Source organism: Archangium violaceum Cb vi76 (assembly GCF_000733295.1).
GTDB classification, from domain to species: domain Bacteria; phylum Myxococcota; class Myxococcia; order Myxococcales; family Myxococcaceae; genus Archangium; species Archangium violaceum.
On the sequence record NZ_JPMI01000006.1, the window covers coordinates 55556 to 75432 of the forward strand.

Here is a 19877-nt window from a genome sequence, read left to right on the forward strand (position 1 = left end):
GCGGTGACTAGAAACAGACGAAGAGGAGCTCGCCCATCTTTCGGAAGGCGCGCTCATCCGGCCACTTTGGACCGTTGGCGCACTCCTGGACACCCAGGGCGTATTCCTCCCCCACGAGGGGCACGTAGACCTGCCCCGTCACCATCCGCATCAGCCCGGCGTGACTCCAGGTCGTGGCCATTGCCGACACGTTCGTGTCGCTGTCCACCCGGGTGCCCGGGTACGAGAACGGATGGCCCACGAAGGCCACCTTCCGCAGATCCCTCAGCTGGGGGTCCTGCTCCTGGAGGAAGGCCACCTTCTGCGCGGTCACCCGGTCGAGTTGATTGACGACGAACTGGTCGGCCGAGAACTGCTGGTCGATGCCGGCGAATCCCCACAGCAGCAGGCCCGCCACCGTCGCGAGCAGGGGGCGCAAGCGGGAAGGGGCGAGCATGTATGCCAGTGCCAGGTGTCCACTCATGGCGAAGGCGAAGGCGATCCTCGTCCGGGGCGTGGGCCACCACTCCTCGAGGAGCATCAGCACGCCCACCGTGGCCAGCAGGCTGATACCGGAGAGGAGCACCATCCATGCGCTCTTGGCCGGGTTCCTCTGCTTCCAGAGTTGGAGCGCGATGAGCGCCAGCGCCGACAGGACGAGTGCCGCCTGCAGCCCGGTCACCAGCCGCGTACTGAAGGCCTCGTCGCGCAGCATGATCTTGAACAGCTGCTTCAGTTGCCCCAGGCGCTCCGGTATGCCCTCCAGGCTCAGGAACTGCGTGCGCGCGAGCGCGGGCGGCCGGAAGATGAGCTGCACCCCCTTGTTCACCAGCAGGTAGCAAAGGCTGCCCAGGGGGAGCACGCATGCGGCCGGCCACCACCTCGCGAGGATGAGGCGCGTCTCGCCCCAGTTTCCCTCCGAGCGCCCCAACTCCAACAGTGCCCCCACCGCGATGAGCGCCACCAGCACGTTGAAACTCGTCTGGTAGATGCTGAGGGAGAAGGTGAGCAGCAGCAGTGCTCCCGGCATTCCCCTCCACCCGTGGAGGCGGGTCTGTTCCACGGCCAGCATCGCGGGCAGCAGCGACAGGCATGCCAGCGCTGGCACGCCCCGGAAGGCCCAGAGCTCGGCGAAGTAGGGGTGGATGAACACCAGGGGGCAGACGACGAAGGGCAGCCAGCGCTCGTTCGTCATCCGCCACATCCGGGCCAGCAGGACGCCTCCCAGTGCCATCAACAGCAGCGCCAGCCACGTGTACAGGGTGATCGTACGGCCATGGGGTGCCCCGAGCGCCTCCTGCAACCTCAGGAAGAGGGCCAGTCCGAAGCGCCCCTGGCCCAGCATCGTCTCCTGCACCCGGTGGGCGGTCTGGGACATCACATAGTCGTCTCCCGAGTAGAACGTCTGCGACAGCCTGGGTGTCCAGGTCATCAGCAGGACGCAGAACGTGCTCGCGAACAGCAACAGCTCCCTCCGGGACAGCGCACCGAGCAGTGGCAATGCGAGGGGTGCTTCCTCCCGAGGAGGGGAGGACGGAGCGGCTACTGCTTCCGAGCGCTCTGGCGGGTGGGGGGGCAGCGCGAACACGGGTGGAACCTCTTCAGCTGGTTGAGGGTGCAACGTGGCGCTGTATGCCACGGAGGGTTGGGCCCGGAAAATGGATACACCGGGGTCGCGGTCTCAGGTCGCGGTCTCAGGAGGTGTGGGGATTCTTGTCCACGGACTGGGCCTGCTGATGCCACCAGTCGCGCGCCTTCTCCACCTGGCCCAGGTAGTCGGTGAGCTCCCGGAGTTGCTCGCCCGCGGACTGGGCCTGCTGATGCCACCAGTCGCGCGCCTCCTCCAGCTCCCTGTTGTCGTGAGCGAGTCTGGCGATGCGCTGTTCGAGTGAGGCGGTCAGGTTCGCGAAGGCCATCATCAGACGGTCCGGTGCGGGTGGCCGCACGGGCCGCAGGTGCAGCCGCAGGGTCTTCAGCAACGCCAGGGGCGAGGCGGTGCGTTCGACGAGTCCGGTCACCTCGTCCAGGTCCTTCGCGGTCATCTCCCCGAGCGCGGTCCAGACCTCGGTGGGAGGTTGCTCCGGCAGGCCCACGCCCCGCGAAGTTGGTGGCCTGGAGTGCCGCCCAGTTGCCCGGAGTGAGCGCTCCGGCGAGCCCTCCTCCAGGCTTGGCCGCCACGGCCACCCGGCGGCCTCGCGCCGCGGCCTCGAGCGCCGTCAGTCCCACGGCCACGACCACGTCGGCGTCCTCGAGGTGGGTGTCGAAGTCATCTGTCTCGATGAGCTCGGCGTTCAGGTTGGGGCGGGAGCCAAGCCAGGCACGGAACTCGGCCGCAGCCGGGCCCTTGCCCACGACCTTGAGTGGCACGTGCCCTGCGATGGCGAGCCGCGCCGCCGCCTCGAGCACCCACCGTTTGTCGCCAGCCAGCCGCATCGTCGTCAGCACGGAGCCCATCCCGGGCATGGGGCGGGGTGGGCCCTCGGGCAAGGGCGTCGCGTTGGGCAACACGGAGACCTGCTCGGTGGAGATGCCGAACTCCCGCGCAACGCCGTCGACGTAGGCCTGCCCGGGCACGAGCACCTGGGGCCCCCCTGGCGCGCCAACGGCGGTGGCCAGCACCACGAAGCGCTCCTCTCCGAGCCACTTCCGGTTGGTTCCAGGCGAGCCATGCACCCCCACCGCCGCGCTCCGCGCCACGCAGAGCGCTGGCGCCAGCAATGCCGTCTGCGGGGAGCTCAGCAGCAACACGTCCGCTCCCTCCATCCACTGAAGCACCTGTTTCTGTCCGGCCCCGCTCCAGGACTCCACCAGGCGCACGTCCAGCCCGGCCAAGTGCTCGGAGATGTCGTGCTCGCCTCGCATCGAGACGATCGTCGCTGGCTGCCCCTGCCGCTTCGCCTGCCGCGCCAGATCGCTGGCGTGCCGCAGCAATCCTCCCAGCGCCAACTCGGGCAGGAGGATCACCAGGGGAGTTTCATGCACTGTCATCGAGTTGTTCCGCGTCCCTTGTACGAACATCGGCTCGCGCTCGCGAGGAGGTTCTTGGATTCGCAAACCTTGTAACCCATGGGTCACCTGGGGGAGCAAGACGGGAGGACAGTTCCTCTCCTGGAAGAAAAGTCCAATCAATCCAGCGGCTTGTGGGGGAGACGAAGGGGCTTGCCCGATGCGCTCAAGGTCACGAAACAGGGGCGCCGCGCAGCTTGCCAGCCCGGGTGGTCTGCCTTGACACTCTAGCACCGATCCCGTAACACACGCGCGGCCTGTCGGGTCGGGGGAGTTGAGCACGTCAGGACATGTAGGTGGGGTCGGCTCTCCACGTGGTAGCGCTCGGCGATGGCCTGGACCCTGTCCGTCCCAGCGCCACTCGTCATCCCTCGCACCGGGTGAGGGCGGGTGTGCCGCCGGTGAGTGAGAATGGTCATGAATCGCCAGGGAAGCAAGCAATCGCTGGACGCCACGGTTGTGGAGAGCAAGCTCTCTTCCTCATCTGAGCAGCAATCGGATGCGCCGTTGGGTGATGTGCTGCCCCTGCGCCAGGCACAGGCTGTTGTTCCCAAACCCAAGCGGGCTGGCAAGCGCCGGCGCTCCTCGCCTGGGGCGGAGGAGGAAGCCGCACGCCTGAAGGAACGCCTGCGTGAGATGGAGCGGAAAGTCCAACAGCTCCAGGAGACCCAGCAACAGCTCCGCTCCCAGCTCAGCGAGCGAGAGGCGCAGGTGCACAGTTACAAGACCCACCGCGCTTTCGAGTTCGCTCAGGAACTGGTGGACATCAAGGACGAGCCGACGCGCGTCTGGCGGCTGCCCCTGGCCATGGCACGGCTGGTCGTGCCCAAGTCTACCCGGAAGTGGCTCGGCCAGACGGTGATGGAGCCGGTGCGGCGGGCCGGTGACTACGTCCTGGAATTCGTCGTGGAGCAGCCGCTCAGGCACCTGCCGGATTCCCAAGCGCTGGTGGATGGGGTCACCACGTTCTACCGCAAGGTGGCGCAGGACGTATTTGGCACGGGGACCGACCGTGAGCGTTGGCCGGAGAGCAGGCCGCTCGTGTCGGTCATCATTCCCTGCTTCAACTATGGGAGCTTCCTGCCGGACGCGCTGGTGAGCCTCGACAAGCAGACGCTGCAAGACTTCGAGATCATCCTCGTGGAGGGCGGCTCCACGGACGGCACCACCACGGAGCAGGTGCGGGCGCTGCGGCATCCGAAGGTTCGCAAGCTCTTCCAGTCCGAGCCCACGCGGGTGGGGGAGAACCGCCTCGCGGGACTGCGGCAGGCTCGTGGCAAGTACATCACCTTCCTGGACGCGGACGACATGCTCGCCCCCACGTATCTGGAGAAGGCGGTGATGGCGCTCGAGCTGCTGGGAGTGGATGTGGTCTATCCCTCCGTGCAGCTCTTTGGCCGTGAGCAACGGGTGTGGGAGACGGCGGACGAGTTCTCGCTGGCCAACTTGAGCAAGACGAACACGGTGTCCACCGTGGCGATGTTCCGCTATGAGACGTGGAAGTCGCTCGACATCGGTTACGGCAGCAACAAGGACGGTTCCATCGAGGACTGGGACTTCTGGCTGCGCTTCGCCGAGCGTGGCGCGCGGGGATACAAGATCCGCGAGCCGCTGATGCTCTACCGCATCCACGGCAACAGCCTGTCGGACGCGATCCGGCCGGGGCTGGAGCAGGCCTACCGCAAGACGTTGGCCAAGCACCGGCGCTACCTGGGGCCCCTGTACGTGGCGCGCATCTCGCGCGAGCAGACCGAGCCCCTCAAGGAGGCGGCGCCGTCGCGGGAGCTCTCGCGCAGCGTGCTGCCGGCACGCAATCCGCTGCGCATCGCCCTGGCCCAGCCATGGATGGTGATGGGCGGCTCCGACAGCCTCATGCTTCAGGTGTTCGCCACCAGCCAGCAGGAGGACGCGCGGCTCACCGTCTATTCCTCTATCGAGACGCCTCCCAGCATGGGCAGCTCGGCGGGCGCCTTCCAGCGCCTCACCGATGACGTCTTCGAGCTGTCCAAGGAACTGCCCGAGTTCGCCCACGACGAGGCCATCCTGCACCTGTTGCGAACGCGGCAGGTGAACGTGCTGATGCTCGTCGGTTCGGCACGGACCTACGCGTTGCTGCCCCGCATCCGCCGGGAGCTGCCGCACGTCCGGGTGGTGGATCACCTGTACAACACGGTCGGGCACCTGGCGAACAACCGCCGCCACGCCAGCGAGATCGACTTCCACATCGTCGCCAACGATGAGGTGCGTGATGCGCTGCTCCGGGACGGCGAGTCGCCGGAGCGCATCCGCACCATCTACCACGGCATCGACATGCAGCGTTTCTCGCAGGAGTCGGTGCCCTATCTGCCCGGAGGGCCGCCCGGGTTGGAATTGGCGCCGGGTGTGCGGCTGGTGCTGTACTCGGGCCGCTTCTCCGAGGAGAAGGGAGTCCTACGCTTCGTGGAGATTGCCCGCCGGATGCGGCGGGATCAGCGTGTGCGCTTCGCGATGACCGGTGATGGGCCGCAGCGGCCGGAGGTGGAGGAGTTCATCCACCGGCACGGGCTGGCCGACCGCGTGACGCTGCTGGGCATCGTGGAGGATGCGCGGCCCTACCTGCGCCGGGCGGACGTGGTGGTCATCCCCTCGGACGTGGAGGGGTTGCCCCTGGTGTGCCTGGAGTCGCTGGCGTTGGGCACACCGGTCGTGGCGTCGAAGGTGGGGGCGTTGCCCGAGGTCATCCAGTCCGGCCGCACGGGCTTCGTCGTGCCGCCTACGGACGTGGAGGGGTTCGTGCGCGATATCCGCAAGGCGTTGAGCCTGGACTCGCGGAGGATGCGCCTGGCGCGCACGTGCCGTGACAGCGTCCAGGTGCGCTTCTCCATCGAAACGGCGCGTCAGAAGTATTACGAAGTGTTCCGCCAGCTGGCGTCCCAAGGGGCGGCGAGCGGCGTCGTGCAAGGGAGGGGATGACGTGAAAGTGCAGGGTGCGAAGGTACTGGTGACGGGGGCGGGAGGCTTCATCGGCAGCCACCTGGTGGAGGCGCTGGTCGCGCGCGGCGCCGAGGTGACGGCCATGGTTCACTACGATGCCCGGCCAGATCTCTCCAACCTGGAGATGGCGGATTCCCAGGTGCGCTCGAAGCTCAAGGTGCTCTCCGGCAACATCGAGGATCCGTTCTTCGTGTCATCGGCGGTGGCCGGCCAGGACATCGTCTTCCACCTGGCGGCGCTGATCGCCATTCCCTACTCGTACGTGGCGCCCGCCAGCTACGTGCGGACGAACGTGGAGGGGACGCTCAACGTCCTGGAGGCGGCGCGTACGCACAAGGTGAAGCGCGTGGTTCACACCTCCACGTCCGAGACGTATGGCACCGCGCTCCACACGCCCATCGACGAGAAGCACCCGCTGCAGGGCCAGTCTCCCTACTCGGCCTCGAAGATCGGCGCGGACAAGCTGGCGGAGAGCTACTACCTGAGCTTCGGGCTGCCGGTGGCCACCATCCGCCCCTTCAACACCTTTGGCCCGCGGCAGTCGGCGCGCGCCGTCATCCCCACCATCATCAGCCAGGCCCTGTCCTCCTCGCCGGTGGTGAAGCTCGGCGCGCTCTCTCCGCTGCGTGACTTGAACTACGTAGCGGACACGGTGGAGGGCTTCATCTCCGTCGCCGAGAGCGACCAGGCGCTGGGCGAGGTCATCAACGTGGGCTCCGGCAAGGCCATCAGCATTGGCGATCTGGCCACGTTGATCCTCAAGCTGGCGGGGGTAAAGAAGGAGATTGTCTGCGAGTCCGAGCGCATCCGCCCCGAGAAGAGTGAGGTCATGACGCTCCTGGCGGATGCCCGCAAGGCCGAGGCACTCACCGGGTGGAAGCCCCGGGTGGGGCTCGAGCAGGGCCTGCTCGAGACGATCGCCTTCATCCGCAACCACGCCGACCGCTTCCGGTCCGACATCTACAATCGGTAGGACACCACCTTGCAAGCCATCATTCTCGCCGGTGGCAAGGGCACGCGCCTGCGGCCCTACACCACCAGTTTTCCCAAGCCGCTGATGCCCATCGATGATCTCCCCATCCTGGAGATCGTCGTGCGGCAACTGGCGCGGGCGGGCTTCGACCGGCTCATCGTCACCACCGGCCACCTGGCCGAGCTCATCCGCGTCTTCTGCGGAGATGGAGCCAAGTGGGGCGTGCGCATCGAGTACTCCCACGAGGAGGAGCCCCTGGGGACCGCCGGACCGCTGTCGCTGGTCGCGGATCGGCTCGACGACAACTTCCTGGTGATGAACGGTGACCTGCTCACCACCATGGATTACCGCAAGGCCTTCGAGTCGCATGTGGCCAGCGGAGCCATGGCCACCATCAGCCTCTACCAGCGCGATGTGAAGATCGACTTCGGTGTGGTGGAGGAGGAACCCGCCGGGCAGCTTGGCCGCTACATCGAGAAGCCGACGCTCTCCTACAGCGTGAGCATGGGCATCAACTTCTTCAACCGGGGCGCGCTGCGCTACATGGAGCGTGGCAAGCGGCTGGACATCCCCGAGCTGATGATGCGTCTGAAGCAGGCCGGTGAGCGCGTGGCTTGCGCCCGTCAGGACTGCTACTGGCTCGACATCGGCCGCACGGACGACTACGCCGTCGCCACGGATGAGTTCCAGAAGCGCCGGGAGCAGTTCCTCCCCCGCCATGGCTGAGTCCGTCCTCATCACGGGGAGCGCCGGCTTCGTCGGGCGGGCGCTCGCCGCGCGAGTCCGTGCCGAGGGGCTTCGGTGTCTGGGCGTGGGACGGACGCCTCGGGACGAGCTGGGGTACCACGCCATCGATCTCGCCGAGGAGGCGGGCTCCCTGACGGAGCTGCTCTCCCGCGAGCGGCCGTCACTCATCTACCACCTGGCAGGCGGTCCCGGAGGCGGGGCGCGGGGCATCTTCGCGTCCAATGTCACCACCACGCTCCACCTCTTCCAGGCCGTGCAGGCCGTGCCGGGCTACCAGCCTCGCGTCCTCGTGGCGGGCTCCGCTGCGGAGTACGGAGAGCTGGGCGCCGAGCCCATCTCCGAGGACGCCCGCGAGCGCCCGGTGGGTGAGTACGGAGTGGCCAAGCTCGCCAGCACGCGGCTGGCGCTCCTGGCCCGTCGCCGTGGGCTGCCCGTGGGGGTGTTGCGCTTCTTCAACATCATGGGTCCTGGTATGCCCGGCTCGCTGGCGCCGGCCCGTTTCTCCCGCGAGTCCCTTGCCCTAGCCGCCGCGGGCGGTGGGTGCCTCACCGTGGGGGACCTGACTCCCGTTCGGGACTATGTGGACGTCGCGGACGTGGTGGATGCCCTCTGGACGCTGGGGCAGCGCGAGCCGGAGGAGGAGATCCTCAACGTCTGCTCCGGCCAGCCCGTGCGGATGGGGGCGCTTCTGGAGGAGATCCTCCGGCAGGTGGGCGTGCGAGTGGAAGTCCGGACCGCCGCGAACCTGCTCCGCGGCCCTGGTGACGTGCCGGTGAGCGTGGGCGACACCCGGCGCCTGGAGCGCGTGTGGGGACGGCGAATCTCCTTCGATCTCTCACGCTCGGTCGCACGCCTGCTGGAAAGCCTTCGGGCTCGGTGAACGACCTCCAGTGCGAGCTTGGAGGCGGGGGACGGCTTGACTCTCCCGTACGGCGCTAATAGCAACGTTCCTCCGCCTCTGGAGCCCGCAGCATGTCGCCGCTCTTCATCGCCGTCCTCATTGGCTTCTTCGTGCTGGTGTTCTACCAGTTCGGAGCTCGGCTGGCTGCCCGGCACTCCGTCTCCTGGTATCTGATCAGCGCCTTCATCTTCGTGGCGTCCGTGCGGCCCCAGTGGCTGCGGCCCCTGGCGGATCTGATGGGCATCCAGCTCATCAGCAACCTGGTGCTCGCCGTGCTGACGATGTTCCTGTTCGCGCAGATGCTCGAGCAGTACTCCGAGTCCACCCGCTCCCAGCGGCAGATGGTCCGGCTCGTGGCCTCGCTGGCCGCCCAGAACTTTCCGCTCCCCACCTCGTCCCGTTCCGAGCGTCCCCGGGTGCTGGTGGTGCTGCCCTGCTACAACGAGGCGGAGAACCTGCCCCACCTGGTGCCGCAGCTCACCGCGCTCAAGCGCTCCACCCAGGAGCTGGAACTGGACTTCTGCATCATCAACGATGGCTCCGTCGACGCGACGCCCGCCATCCTGGGGGAGCTGGCTCCCGCCAACCACGTCACGCACCACACCAACATCGGCGTGGCCGGTGTGCTGCGGACGGGCTTCGAGATCGCCCGGCGCATCGGCGCCCACTACGCCATCCAGTGCGACTCGGATGGCCAGCACCCCATCCAGCGCATTCCCGACCTCGTCCGCATCGCGCAGGAGCGGGGCGTGGACATGCTCATCGGCTCGCGCTTCGCCCCCGGAAGTGACGGCAACGGGCTGGAGAGCACCACGAAGCTGCGGCGCCTGGGCGGCATCATGGTGAGCACCACCCTGCGCCTCTTCCGGGGCGCGCGGGTGGAGGATCCGACGTCCGGCTTCCGCGTCTACTCGCGCCGGGCCATGAACACGCTGCTGCGGCAGATGCCGGACGAATACCCCGAGCCCGAGGCCATCGCGCTGGTGGCGCTGGCGCGGCTGCGCATCGAGGAGACGCACGTCGCCATGATGCCGCGCATGCTGGGCACCTCGAGCATCAGCGGCCTGAAGAGCGCACGTTTCATGACCAAGTTGACGTCGGCGCTGCTCGGGCTGCGGATGCGCACGCTCTTCCGCGACCGGGGGGAGGCGGCTCATCCCCCGGTCGTCAGCCTGCCCGCGCCAGCCGCGGAGCAGCTCCCGGCGCGAGAGTCCACCGCCCGGACGCGCGCCAGCGGGGAGTAGGCCACGGACACCGTTCCGCGTACCAGCCTCCACAGGCCGAGCCCCACCCGGTGCAGGAGGGTGGCCAGCCACATTGGAGCGGCAGCACATGGGGCACCAGCCAGAGGAAGCCAGCGCCCCCCGGCGGTCCGCCTCAATCCCGCCGCCCCTCCAACCGGGCGAGCCGCTCCTCCATCTCCTTGCGCCACAGGGCCTGGGTGCGGGCCTGGACCTGCTGGTGCTCGTAGAGGGTGGCCAGCGAGTCGAGGATGGCCTCGTTGAACTCCACCTGGCGGCGCAGCACCTCGTTGATGAAGGGCTGGAAGGTGAGCCGGAAGGCCCGCTTGGCCATGACGAGCACGGGGCCCACCACCGGGCGATGCGAGGTGGCGGGCTCCACGTAGCGACTGTCCTTCTTGTTGCGCGGCGCCTGGAGGATGGGCGGCCACTCACGCTCGACGGGAGCCTGCTCGGTGGACTCCAACTTGCGGCGCAACGCCTCCAGCGCCTCGGGAGGGGGAGGGGGCAGCGCGGCGACCTCGGCGGCCACGGCCTCGGGGGTGGGCGAGGTGGTGAGCAGATCCTCAGCGTGCATGGGCGTCTCCAGTACGCGCGAGCAGCCCGGCGAGCCGGGCCGCGGTGGTGGCGAGGGAGGAGGGCTTCAGCTCCAACAGGCGGGTGTCGAGCAGGCGCCGGACCTCCGCCCGCGAGGAGTCGGGCCGGGTGGAGTCCTCCACGCCCCAGGTGCGCGAGGGGAGGCGGGCGAGCAGCTCGCGGGCGCTCGCCGTGTCCACGCCCAGCAGCACCGGCACCGCCGGGGAGCCCACCACGGCCGTCTCCAACGAGGAGGCGCCCGGCAGCTCCGCGGAGGGCTCGCGGGAGAGCGGCTCGTCCGGGGTGAAGCGCCACGTCTCGATGCCGCCATCCTGCACCACCTCGGGAGCGGCGCGAGGAGAGGGGATGCCAGGACGGAGTGTCAACACGCGGGCCCGGCCGAGCTTCTCCGCCACGCGCAGGGCCAGCCTCGCCATGTCCGAGTCGGGGTGAGGCCCGAGGGCGGGGCACACCAGGTCCACCGACGCCGGAGCCTCGGGCGTCCGGGGGGCCTCGAGCGTGCCCTCGAGGAAGGGGAGCAGGGCCTGCTTCCACCGCAGGGCCACCGCGTCCTGCCCGAGCTCCTCCAGCCGGGTGCGCTGCGCCTCCAGCACCTGTCCGCGCAGCTTCGGGTTGCGCTCCAGCACGGCCAGCAATCCGGCGACCTCGACGGGGTCCCTCGAGAGCGTGGTGAGCCCCGCGCCTCCCATCGTCTCGGGGACGGCGGCGGCACCATGGGCTACCACGGGGACACCGCGGTGCATGGCTTCCAGCAGCGGGACGCCGAAGCCCTCGTGCCGGCTCATGGAGAGGTAGGCGGTGGCGGTGGCGAAGCAGGCGGAGAGCTGCGCGGCGCTCACCCGCCCGAGGAAGAGGACGCGCTCGGGGCCCAGGGCGTCCCGCAGCCCATGGAGGTAGCCCCCGTAGGGCGTCTCCCGGTTGAGGTAGCCGGCCACGACGAGCCGGCCGCGGGGCTGGTACAGCCGCTGGTAGGCGGTGAAGACACGCAGCACGTCATCCACGCGCTTGTGCGGCACGGCCCGGCCCACGAAGAGGACGTTGGCGCACCCGTCCTCCAGCTCGGCGCGCAGCACCGGATCCGCCGGGGTGTCGAAGGCGCGCCAGTCCATGGCGAAGGGCAGCACGGAGACGTGGGGGACTCCCGCGGCCACCAGCTCCTCGGCGCTGAAGCCCGAGTACGCATACGCGCATTCCACCAGGGGCCGCAGGGCGAGCAGCTCCTCACGCGCCGCGGTGCAGGCCTGGGCCACCTTGCGCTCGAAGCCCTGGAAGAGCCGGGCCGGGGTGACGTTGTGGTACACGAGCGCCTTGCGGCCCGGCGAGCGGGCGACGAGTGGCACCAGCCGCGACTCGAAGCTGTGGTGGATGAGCAGCGCGCTGTCCGCCCCCGCTTCCCGGGGGTAGTCCTTCGCCGGGCGGACCTGCTCCCGGCACTCCTCGTCCCATTGCTCGGCGTAGATCTCCGAGGCGTAGCCCCAGCCGCGCAACAGCTCGCGCAGATAGCGGGCCTGGTTGCCCACGGCATCACCCCAGGCCAAGCGCGGCACCAGTTGGTGCACCGCCCGGGCCGCCGATGGCCCGGTGGTCCGGTTGCTTCTCAGGATGCTCACGATGCCCGTAGCCTCTACCCCCGCCACGCTCGTTACACAAGGACACCATTGACGGCGTGGTGGCCCCTCCACTACTCACGCCCCTTCCGTCCCTCATTTCGTCGAGTGTGTCGTCCATGAACGTGTTGATCACCGGAGGCTGCGGCTTCATCGGCTCCAACCTCGTCAAGTTCCTGCGGCGCGTGCGCCCGGACTGGGCGCTCGTCAATCTTGACAAGCTCACGTACGCGGGCAACCTGGAGAACCTCAAGGAACTCGAGGGAGACCCCAAGCACGTCTTCGTCCGCGGGGACGTGGCCAACCGCGAGCTCGTCGAGCACCTGATGGCAGTACACCGCATCGACGCCGTCATGCACCTGGCGGCCGAGAGCCATGTGGACCGCTCCATCCTCGGCCCCGAGGCCTTCATCCAGGCCAACGTGCTGGGCACCCAGCAGCTCCTGGAGGCCAGCCGCGTGCGTGGCCTCAAGCGCTTCCTGATGGTCTCCACCGACGAGGTGTACGGCTCGCTCGGCCCCACCGGTCATTTCACCGAGACCTCGCCGCTCCAGCCCTCCAGCCCCTACTCGGCGTCCAAGACGAGCGCGGATCTGCTGGCGCTGGCCTGGCACCACACCTTCGGCCTGGACGTGGTGGTGACGCGCTGCTCCAACAACTACGGCCGCTACCAGTTCCCCGAGAAGCTCATCCCCCTCATGGTGGTCAACGCCCTGCACGACAAGCCGCTGCCCGTCTACGGCGACGGCGCCAACGTGCGCGACTGGCTCCACGTGGAGGACCACTGCTCGGCGCTGCTCACCGCGCTGGAGAAGGGTCGCGCCGGTCAGGTCTACAACATCGGTGGCAACTCCGAGCGCAAGAACATCGAGATCGTCAAGGCGATCCTCGGCCTGGTGGGCAAGCCCGAGTCCCTCATCAAGTACGTGAAGGACCGTCCGGGGCATGATCGGCGCTACGCCATCGATCCGACGAAGATTCGTACGGAGCTGGGCTGGACGCCGGCGCACACCTTCGAGCAGGGCTTGCAGGAGACGGTGCGCTGGTACGTGGACAACGCCGCCTGGTGGGAGCGGGTGATGAGTGGCGCCTACCGGCAGTATTTCGAGACGCAATACCGTACGCGCCTCAACGGCTGAGAGGGTTTCCCTTGCGCTTCCTCGTCACGGGTTCCAATGGGTTGGTGGGCAGCCGGGTGTGCACGCTGCTGGAGCAGGGCGGGCACGAGGTGGTGGGGCTGGCGCGTGGGCCGCGCCGCACGGAGGGCCACTACCGCTATGTGGAGTGTGACCTGACGCGTGAGCAGGACGTGGCCGCCGCCATCGAGGCCGCGGCCCCCGAGGTCATCATTCATCCGGCCTCCATGACGGAGGTGGATACGTGCGAGCGCGAGCCGGAGCAGGCCTTCGCGGCCAACGTCACGGCGGTGGCGGCGGTGGCCCGGGGCGCGCGCAAGCTGGGCGCGCACCTGGTGCACGTCTCCACGGACTACGTTTTCGACGGCGAGCACGGGCCCTACGACGAGCAGGCACTGCCCAACCCGCGAGGCGTCTACGCGCTCACCAAGCACATGGGCGAGCAGGCGGCACGCACCTTCGTCCCCGGCTGCGCCGTCGCGCGCACCGCCGTGGTGTACGGCTGGCCGGCGGCGGGCCGCGCCAATTTCGGCGCCTGGCTGGTGGGCGCGCTGGAGAAGGGGCAGCCGGTGCGGCTCTTCGAGGACCAGTTCGTCTCCGCGAGCTTCGCCGATAGCGTGGCCGCCATGCTGGTGGAACTGGGCGAGCGCAAGCTGGGCGGAATCTGGAACACCTGCGGCGCGGAGGTGGTGTCTCGCGTTGGTTTCGGCCGGGCCCTTTGCGAGGTGTTCGGCTTCGACCCGGGCCTCCTCACGCCTATCCGCCTGGCGGACATGAAGCTCGCCAGCCCCCGCCCGCTGCGCAGTGGCCTCGTGGTGGACAAGGTGCGCTCGCAGCTCCGCTCGCAGCCCCTGCCGCTGGCCGAGTCCCTGTCCCGCTTCCACGCCGCGTGGAAGGCCGGGCGGGGTGCTTGAACCCGCTCCTTCGAGCCGGATATAGCCCCAACCTTGCGAGGGAAGTCATGAAGGGAATCGTTCTGGCCGGTGGCTCCGGCACGCGGCTGTATCCGCTCACGCGAGTCGTCAGCAAGCAGCTGCTGCCCGTCTACGACAAGCCGATGATCTACTACCCGGTCACCACGCTGATGCTGGCGGGCATCCGGGACATCTTGATCATCTCCACCCCCACGGATCTGCCTCGCTTCGAGGAGCTGCTCGGCGGCGGCGAGCAGTGGGGTGTGAACCTCCGGTACGCGGTGCAGCCCAGCCCGGACGGACTGGCGCAGGCCTTCATCATCGGCCGCGAGTTCGTGGGCAGCGACAACGTGTCGCTCATCCTCGGTGACAACATCTTCTACGGCCACGGTCTGAGCGACCTGGTGCAGCGGGCGGCGGCGCGCGACTTGGGCGCCACCGTGTTCGGCTACTACGTGAAGGATCCCGAGCGCTACGGCGTGGTGGAGCTGGACGCGAACAACCGCGCGCTCAGCCTCGAGGAGAAGCCGGCGAAGCCCAAGTCGAACTACGCGGTGACGGGCCTGTACTTCTACGACAACCAGGTGCTGGACATCGCGAAGAACCTCAAGCCCTCCGCGCGCGGCGAGCTGGAGATCACCGACGTCAACATCGCCTACCTGCGTCAGCAGCAGCTCCAGGTGGAGCTGATGGGCCGCGGCTACGCTTGGCTGGACACGGGCACCCATGAGTCGTTGATGGAGGCCTCCAACTTCATCCAGATCATCGAGCACCGCCAGGGCCTCAAGGTGGCGTGCCCCGAGGAAATCGCCTACCGCATGGGCTACATCACCGCGGCCCAGGTGGCGGAGCAGGCGCATCCCATGCGCAAGAACGAGTACGGGCGCTACCTGCTGGATCTCATCGAGAACAAGGGTGCCCGGACGTGAATGTCCTGAAGACGGAGCTGCCCGGCGTCCTCATCCTCGAGCCCAAGCGCTTCGGCGATGAGCGCGGCTTCTTCATGGAGCTGTTCCATGCGAAGCGCTACGCGGACGCCGGCATCCCCGGGCCGTTCGTCCAGGACAACTTCTCGCGCTCGGCGAAGGGCATCCTCCGGGGGCTGCACTTCCAGGAGCCCCATGGCCAGGGCAAGCTGGTGCAGGTGCTGGCGGGTGCCGTCTACGACGTGGCGGTGGACATCCGCCGCGGCTCGCCCACCTTCGGGAAGTTCGTGGGCGTGGAGCTGAGCGCGGACAACCGGCGCCAGCTCTGGGTGCCGGCGGGCTTCGCGCACGGCTTCTGCGTCCTCTCCGAGAGTGCGGACTTCCACTACAAGTGCACGGAGGTCTACACGCCCGCGTCCGAGCACGGTATCGCCTGGAACGATCCGGACCTGGCCATCCCCTGGCCGGTGACGTCGCCCTTGCTGTCGCCCAAGGACGTGGGCGCGCCGCGCCTGAAGGATATGCCGGTGCTGCCCGTCTACGAGGGCTGAGCCCGTCGCCATCCCCGGGCCGTCACTGGACGTCCCGGGAGCCGCCGCCCCGGATGCTCAAGGAGGGGGCGGGCAGCCGTGGCCCCATGGCCGCGGGACCGGGGTGGGGCAGGGGGGCGGAGTGCGCATCCTTCGACTGTCACCTAGGAGGAGGCGCGGATGGTGCTCCCGGGCAAGGGAATGAGTTGGAAGGAGTTCTTCACCGAGGTGAAGAACGAATACTCGAACGACAAGATCAGCAACGTGGCCGGCTCGGTCACGTTCTTCGCCGTGCTGGCGCTGTTCCCGTTCCTGCTGTTCCTCGTGGCGCTCGCGAGTCTCGTCATCGATCCCGCCCAGGCCCAGGTGCTCATCCAGGAGTTGGGGCGGGTGGCTCCCGAGGCGGTGACGGAGATCGTGGGCCAGCGCCTGAAAGACCTGGCGGCGGGCAACAACGTGGGTCTGCTGACGGTCGGTGCATTGGGCGCGGTGTGGGCGGCCTCGGGCGGTGTGGTGGCGATGATGGACGCCCTCAACACCGTCTACGACGTGAACGAGACCCGGCCCTTCTGGAAGGTGCGGGGCACCGCCATCCTGACGACGATCGGCGGCGCGGTGCTCTCCATCCTCGCCTCGCTGGCCATGGTGGCCACCCCGGCCGTCGCGAAGTTCCTCGGGGAGCCGCTCGGCACCGTCGTCATGTGGCTGCGCCTGCCCTTCGCCGGCCTGCTCATGATGTTCATCCTGGCGCTCGTCTACTACTTCCTGCCGGACGTGAAGCAGTCCTTCAGGTTCATCACGCCCGGCTCGGTGCTGGGCGTCGTCGTCTGGTTGATCGCGTCCTGGGGCTTCTCGCTGTACGTGCGCAACTTCGGCAGCTACGACGCGAACTACGGCGCGCTCGGCGGCGTCATCGTCATGCTGCTGTGGATGTGGATCTCCTCGCAGGTCATCCTGCTGGGCGCGGAGATCAACGCCGTGCTCGAGCACAAGTCGCCCGAGGGCAAGTCTCCCGGCCAGAAGCGGCCGGGCCAGGGCGGCCCGAACGTGACCAAGGGGCAGAAGCGGGAGCAGGAGCAGGAGGAGCTGGAGGAGCGCCTGCGTCCCTCTCCTCCGCCGCGGCCCGCGCCGGCCCGGATGACGCCGCTGGGGGCGGCGGCCACCTGGGCCTCGGGCTTCGGGCTGGGGTTGTTCCTCTTGCGCCGCGGCAACCGGTGAGGGTCTCCACGCGGGGACGACCCTCACCCTCTCGCCCTCTCCCTCTGGGAGAGGGTGCCTAGCGACGCTGGGCGGCGTGGTACGGGTTCTTCTCGAGGAACTCGGCGAAGTTGCCGTTGAAGTCGTTGACCGGCTTGCCCTCTTCCAGGCTCCAGATGCGGGTGGCCACCTCGGAGATGAGCTCCTGGTCGTGCGTCACGACGATGGCGGTGCCCTCGTACTTCTGCAGACCCTCGGCCAGCGCGCTGATGGACTCCAGGTCCAGGTGGTTGGTGGGCTCGTCGAAGATCAACATGTTGTCCATGTTGAGCATCAGCTTGCAGAGCAGCAGGCGCACCGTCTCACCACCGGACAGGGTGTCGGTGGGCTTCATGCGCTCCTCGCCGGAGAAGAGCATGCGGCCGAGCACACCGGAGATCTCCTCGTTGGTGAGCTTGGTGTTGATGTCGCGCAGCCACTCGAAGGCGGTGGTGCCCTTGCGGATGGTGCCGTGGTGGTCCTGCGGCAGGTAGCCCATGGCGGCCTGGTGGCCCCAGGTGATCTTCCCCGCGTCCGCCTCGATCTGCCCGGCGAGCATCTTCACCAGGGTGGACTTGCCCACGCCGTTGCGGCCGATGACGCAGATCTTCTCGCCCTTGCACACCAGGCCGCTGAAGGGCTTGATGACCGACTGGCCGTCGTAGCTCTTGGTGAGGCCGTCGAACTGGAGCGTCTGCCTGCCGCTGGCCTGCTTCACATCGAAGCGGATGAAGGGCCGCGCGATGTTCGAGCGCTTGAGATCGTCCGTCTTCAGCTTGTCGATCTGCTTGATGCGGCTCTGCACCTGGGAGGCGCGCGTACCGGCGTGGAAGCGGGCCACGAAGTCCTGCAGCTGGAGGATCTTCTTCTTCTTCTCGGAGACCTCGGACTCGACGCGGCTGCGCACCTGGGCCTTCTGGCGCACCATGTCGTCGTAGCCACCGTTGTACTGGATGATGGTCTCGTAATCGATGTCCGCGATGTGCGTGCAGATGGAGTTGAGGAAGTGCCGGTCGTGGCTGATGGTGATGAGCACGCCCTCGAAGGCCATGAGGAACGTCTCCAGCCAGCGGATGGAGTCGATGTCCAGGTTGTTGGTGGGCTCGTCGAGCAGCAGGCCCTGGGGCTTGCCGAAGAGCGCCTGGGCGAGCAGCACGCGCAGCTTGAGGCCGCCGGTGAGCTGCTTCATGGGGCCCTCGTGGCCGGACTCGGGGATGCCGAGGCCCTCGAGCAGCGAGGCCGCCTCGGACTCGGCGCTGTAGCCGTCCTCCTCGGCGATGACCATCTCGAGGTCACCCAGCCGGTTGCCATCCTCCTCGGAGATGTCGGACTTCGCGAGGATGGTGTCCTTCTCCTTCATGGCGTCCCAGAGGGCCTTGTTGCCCATGAGGACGACGTCGAGGACGCGGTTGTCCTCGTAGCGGAAGTGGTCCTGGCGGAGGATGCCCAGCTTCTTGGGCCGGGAGATGGTGCCCATGTCCGCTTCCTCGTCTCCCGCGAGGATCTTCATGAAGGTGGACTTGCCCGCCCCGTTGGGGCCGGTGAGACCGTAGCGGCGGCCGGGCGAGAAGGCGACGTTGACCTCCTCGAAGAGCTTCTTGGGCCCGTAGGCCTTGGAGACGTTGGTAATCGTGAACATGGGGGGCGCTTTCTAGCGGAAGGGGTAGGCGGCCGGAAGGCGCGCGACACGTGGATTTCGCCGGTACTGCCGGTGAGGACCCCTTGTAACCCTGGACGGGGGGATTTCTATGCCCCGTTCGCCCTCACTGGATGCCCGTGGAGGAGGCTCCAATGTGGGATACCCGTCGATCCCCTGACTGCCCGCCTGGAGGGGAGGAGCGGGGATGGAGCGATCCTATGCCTGTGGTTCGGGGGAGATGAGGTCCGTCCCGTTGACGAAGACCCTTGCGTTCAAGCGGCGCGCCACGTCCAGCGCTGCCTTCAGGAAGACCTCCTCGGAGAGGACCTCGGAGGTTCCCACGACGCCGACCAACCACTTGGTTCCTCCCACGAAGCGAATCAGTTCGGTCTTGGCGGATCTAGGGAGATCCTCACGTCGCCAGAAATAACTGCTGGTACCGAGAATGATCTTGCCGAACTGATCCATCTGTCCGGTGAACTCCAGGGAGTTGAACGTGAGCGTTCCCTGGGCGCTCTTGAAGCTCGCGGAACTCCATTGCTCAGGTCCGCCCTCCCAATGCAGCAACCATCCGGGAAGGACGCTCCGTACGGACTGGATGGCCTGATGGTCAACGACCGGGCTGTAGATGGTGCAGCGCACGTTGCTTGCTCTCTCCATCAGGGACGCGCATCGGACGTTTCTCAGTTCTCAACGCGAGGTGTAGAGCAGGCAGTAGCAGTCGCTTAGCCCTGTGGTTCGGCGGAGATGAGGTCCATGCCGTTGAAGACCCGACCATTCAGACGGCGCGCCAGTTCCAGCGCGGCCTTCAGGAAGAACTCCTCGGAGAGGACCTCCGACGTACCCACAACACCGACCAACCACTTGGTTCCTCCCACGAAGTGAATCAGGTCCTTCCTGGTGGATTTAGGAAGATCCTCACGTCGCCAGAAGTGACCGCTGGTACCCAGGATGATCCTGCTGAACGGATCCAACGGTTCGGTGTACTCCAGGGAATTGAACGTGAGTGTTCCCTGGGCACTCGTGAAATTGGCGGAGTTCCATCGCTCGGGTTCTCCCTCCCAGTGCAGCAACCACCCAGGGAGGACGTCCCGCATGGAGTGGATGGCCGGATGGTCAACGACCGGGCTGTAGATGGTGCAACGCACGTCTTCTCCTCTCCTTATTTGGGGCGTCCACCGGAAGCGTCCCGGCCTCCAGAGTGGCCCGTTCTGGCATGCGTGTCACGATCGACCAGTTGAAGTGTCATGCCGTCTTCATGGTGATGCCAAGTCAACCCCGGAATGCGTGACCAGCCCCTTTCGATGGCCTCAAGTTGCTCAGCGGTCAAGCTGGGCACAGCCTCCGGCCTGATCTCAAGAATTTCCCGGAGTTGTCGTGTGGCATCCGCGAATTGGCGAGCGTCGCTCACCTCGGGACCGCGGAGTTCCTCGGGGATGGTGACTTCAATAATGGGTTCAAAAGCCGGATAG

At 67.6% G+C, this 19877-nt stretch carries 19 protein-coding genes; 11 read left to right on the forward strand and 8 right to left on the reverse strand.

Translation table 11 applies throughout. The features are described 5' to 3' along the window. Nucleotides 1-7: 7 nt before the first annotated feature. Nucleotides 8-1480, reverse strand: a complete 1473-nt coding sequence (locus Q664_RS01665; protein ID WP_043389072.1) for a glucosyltransferase domain-containing protein — start codon at nt 1478-1480, stop codon at nt 8-10. Nucleotides 1481-1673: 193 nt separating this feature from the next. Beyond that, on the reverse strand, nt 1674-2072 hold the full coding sequence (locus Q664_RS01670; protein ID WP_160174308.1) for a restriction endonuclease subunit S domain-containing protein: 399 nt from the start codon (nt 2070-2072) through the stop codon (nt 1674-1676). Between the two features lie 284 nt (nt 2073-2356). Here Q664_RS01670 and Q664_RS01675 point away from each other — a divergent pair, with 284 nt between their 5' ends. The 6 genes from Q664_RS01675 (at nt 2357) to Q664_RS01700 (ending at nt 9823) form a co-directional block, all read left to right on the forward strand. Then, on the forward strand, nt 2357-2539 hold the full coding sequence (locus Q664_RS01675) for a hypothetical protein (RefSeq protein ID WP_043389078.1): 183 nt from the start codon (nt 2357-2359) through the stop codon (nt 2537-2539). 863 nt (nt 2540-3402) lie between these two features. Beyond that, entirely contained in the window at nt 3403-5937 is a 2535-nt protein-coding gene (locus Q664_RS51415; protein ID WP_160174309.1) for a glycosyltransferase, read from the forward strand. A gap of 1 nt (nt 5938) precedes the next feature. Continuing rightward, a complete protein-coding gene (locus tag Q664_RS01685) occupies nt 5939-6931 on the forward strand; it encodes a GDP-mannose 4,6-dehydratase (RefSeq protein WP_043389081.1) in 993 nt (330 codons plus the stop codon). Between the two features lie 9 nt (nt 6932-6940). Continuing rightward, nucleotides 6941-7657, forward strand: a complete 717-nt coding sequence (locus tag Q664_RS01690; RefSeq protein ID WP_043389083.1) for a sugar phosphate nucleotidyltransferase — start codon at nt 6941-6943, stop codon at nt 7655-7657. Next, on the forward strand, nt 7650-8558 hold the full coding sequence (locus Q664_RS01695; protein ID WP_043389085.1) for an NAD-dependent epimerase/dehydratase family protein: 909 nt from the start codon (nt 7650-7652) through the stop codon (nt 8556-8558). Before Q664_RS01690 ends, Q664_RS01695 begins: the two co-directional genes overlap by 8 nt. A 92-nt stretch (nt 8559-8650) precedes the next feature. Further along, nucleotides 8651-9823, forward strand: coding sequence for a DUF2304 family protein (locus tag Q664_RS01700; protein WP_052517543.1), 1173 nt, complete (start codon nt 8651-8653; stop codon nt 9821-9823). Nucleotides 9824-9956: 133 nt separating this feature from the next. Here Q664_RS01700 and Q664_RS01705 read toward each other — a convergent pair whose 3' ends face one another. Together Q664_RS01705 and Q664_RS01710 are read right to left on the reverse strand one after the other, a co-directional pair. Then, complete coding sequence (locus tag Q664_RS01705) at nt 9957-10397, reverse strand: hypothetical protein (protein ID WP_043389088.1); 441 nt, start codon at nt 10395-10397, stop codon at nt 9957-9959. After that, a complete protein-coding gene (locus tag Q664_RS01710) occupies nt 10387-12027 on the reverse strand; it encodes a glycosyltransferase (protein ID WP_043389090.1) in 1641 nt (546 codons plus the stop codon). Before Q664_RS01710 ends, Q664_RS01705 begins: the two co-directional genes overlap by 11 nt. A gap of 116 nt (nt 12028-12143) precedes the next feature. Here Q664_RS01710 and rfbB point away from each other — a divergent pair, with 116 nt between their 5' ends. From rfbB to Q664_RS01735, 5 genes are all read left to right on the forward strand, one after another. Further along, the gene (gene rfbB / locus Q664_RS01715; protein WP_043389092.1) at nt 12144-13163 is read left to right on the forward strand and encodes a dTDP-glucose 4,6-dehydratase; all 1020 of its coding nucleotides are present in this window, start codon (nt 12144-12146) and stop codon (nt 13161-13163) included. An 11-nt stretch (nt 13164-13174) separates the two neighbouring features. Next, nucleotides 13175-14074, forward strand: a complete 900-nt coding sequence (locus tag Q664_RS01720) for an SDR family oxidoreductase (protein WP_043389095.1) — start codon at nt 13175-13177, stop codon at nt 14072-14074. Nucleotides 14075-14121: 47 nt separating this feature from the next. Next, nucleotides 14122-15003: a glucose-1-phosphate thymidylyltransferase RfbA gene (rfbA, locus tag Q664_RS01725; protein ID WP_043389097.1), complete on the forward strand. Its 882-nt coding sequence runs from the start codon at nt 14122-14124 to the stop codon at nt 15001-15003. Further along, nucleotides 15000-15551: a dTDP-4-dehydrorhamnose 3,5-epimerase gene (gene rfbC / locus Q664_RS01730; protein ID WP_043389099.1), complete on the forward strand. Its 552-nt coding sequence runs from the start codon at nt 15000-15002 to the stop codon at nt 15549-15551. Before rfbA ends, rfbC begins: the two co-directional genes overlap by 4 nt. Before the next feature lie 159 nt (nt 15552-15710). After that, complete coding sequence (locus Q664_RS01735) at nt 15711-16748, forward strand: YihY/virulence factor BrkB family protein (RefSeq protein ID WP_043389103.1); 1038 nt, start codon at nt 15711-15713, stop codon at nt 16746-16748. A 58-nt stretch (nt 16749-16806) separates the two neighbouring features. On the opposite strand, the gene Q664_RS01740 is transcribed toward Q664_RS01735, so the two are convergent. The 4 genes from Q664_RS01740 to Q664_RS54365 form a co-directional block, all read right to left on the reverse strand. Then, nucleotides 16807-18405, reverse strand: a complete 1599-nt coding sequence (locus tag Q664_RS01740; RefSeq protein WP_043389106.1) for an ABC-F family ATP-binding cassette domain-containing protein — start codon at nt 18403-18405, stop codon at nt 16807-16809. 216 nt (nt 18406-18621) lie between these two features. After that, on the reverse strand, nt 18622-19047 hold the full coding sequence (locus Q664_RS01745) for a hypothetical protein (RefSeq protein WP_043389109.1): 426 nt from the start codon (nt 19045-19047) through the stop codon (nt 18622-18624). An 83-nt stretch (nt 19048-19130) separates the two neighbouring features. Continuing rightward, nucleotides 19131-19553, reverse strand: coding sequence for a hypothetical protein (locus tag Q664_RS01750; RefSeq protein ID WP_043389110.1), 423 nt, complete (start codon nt 19551-19553; stop codon nt 19131-19133). A gap of 14 nt (nt 19554-19567) precedes the next feature. Next, nucleotides 19568-19877, reverse strand: a 310-nt coding sequence (locus tag Q664_RS54365; protein WP_160174310.1) for an HNH endonuclease, incomplete at its 5' end; no start/stop codon positions are given.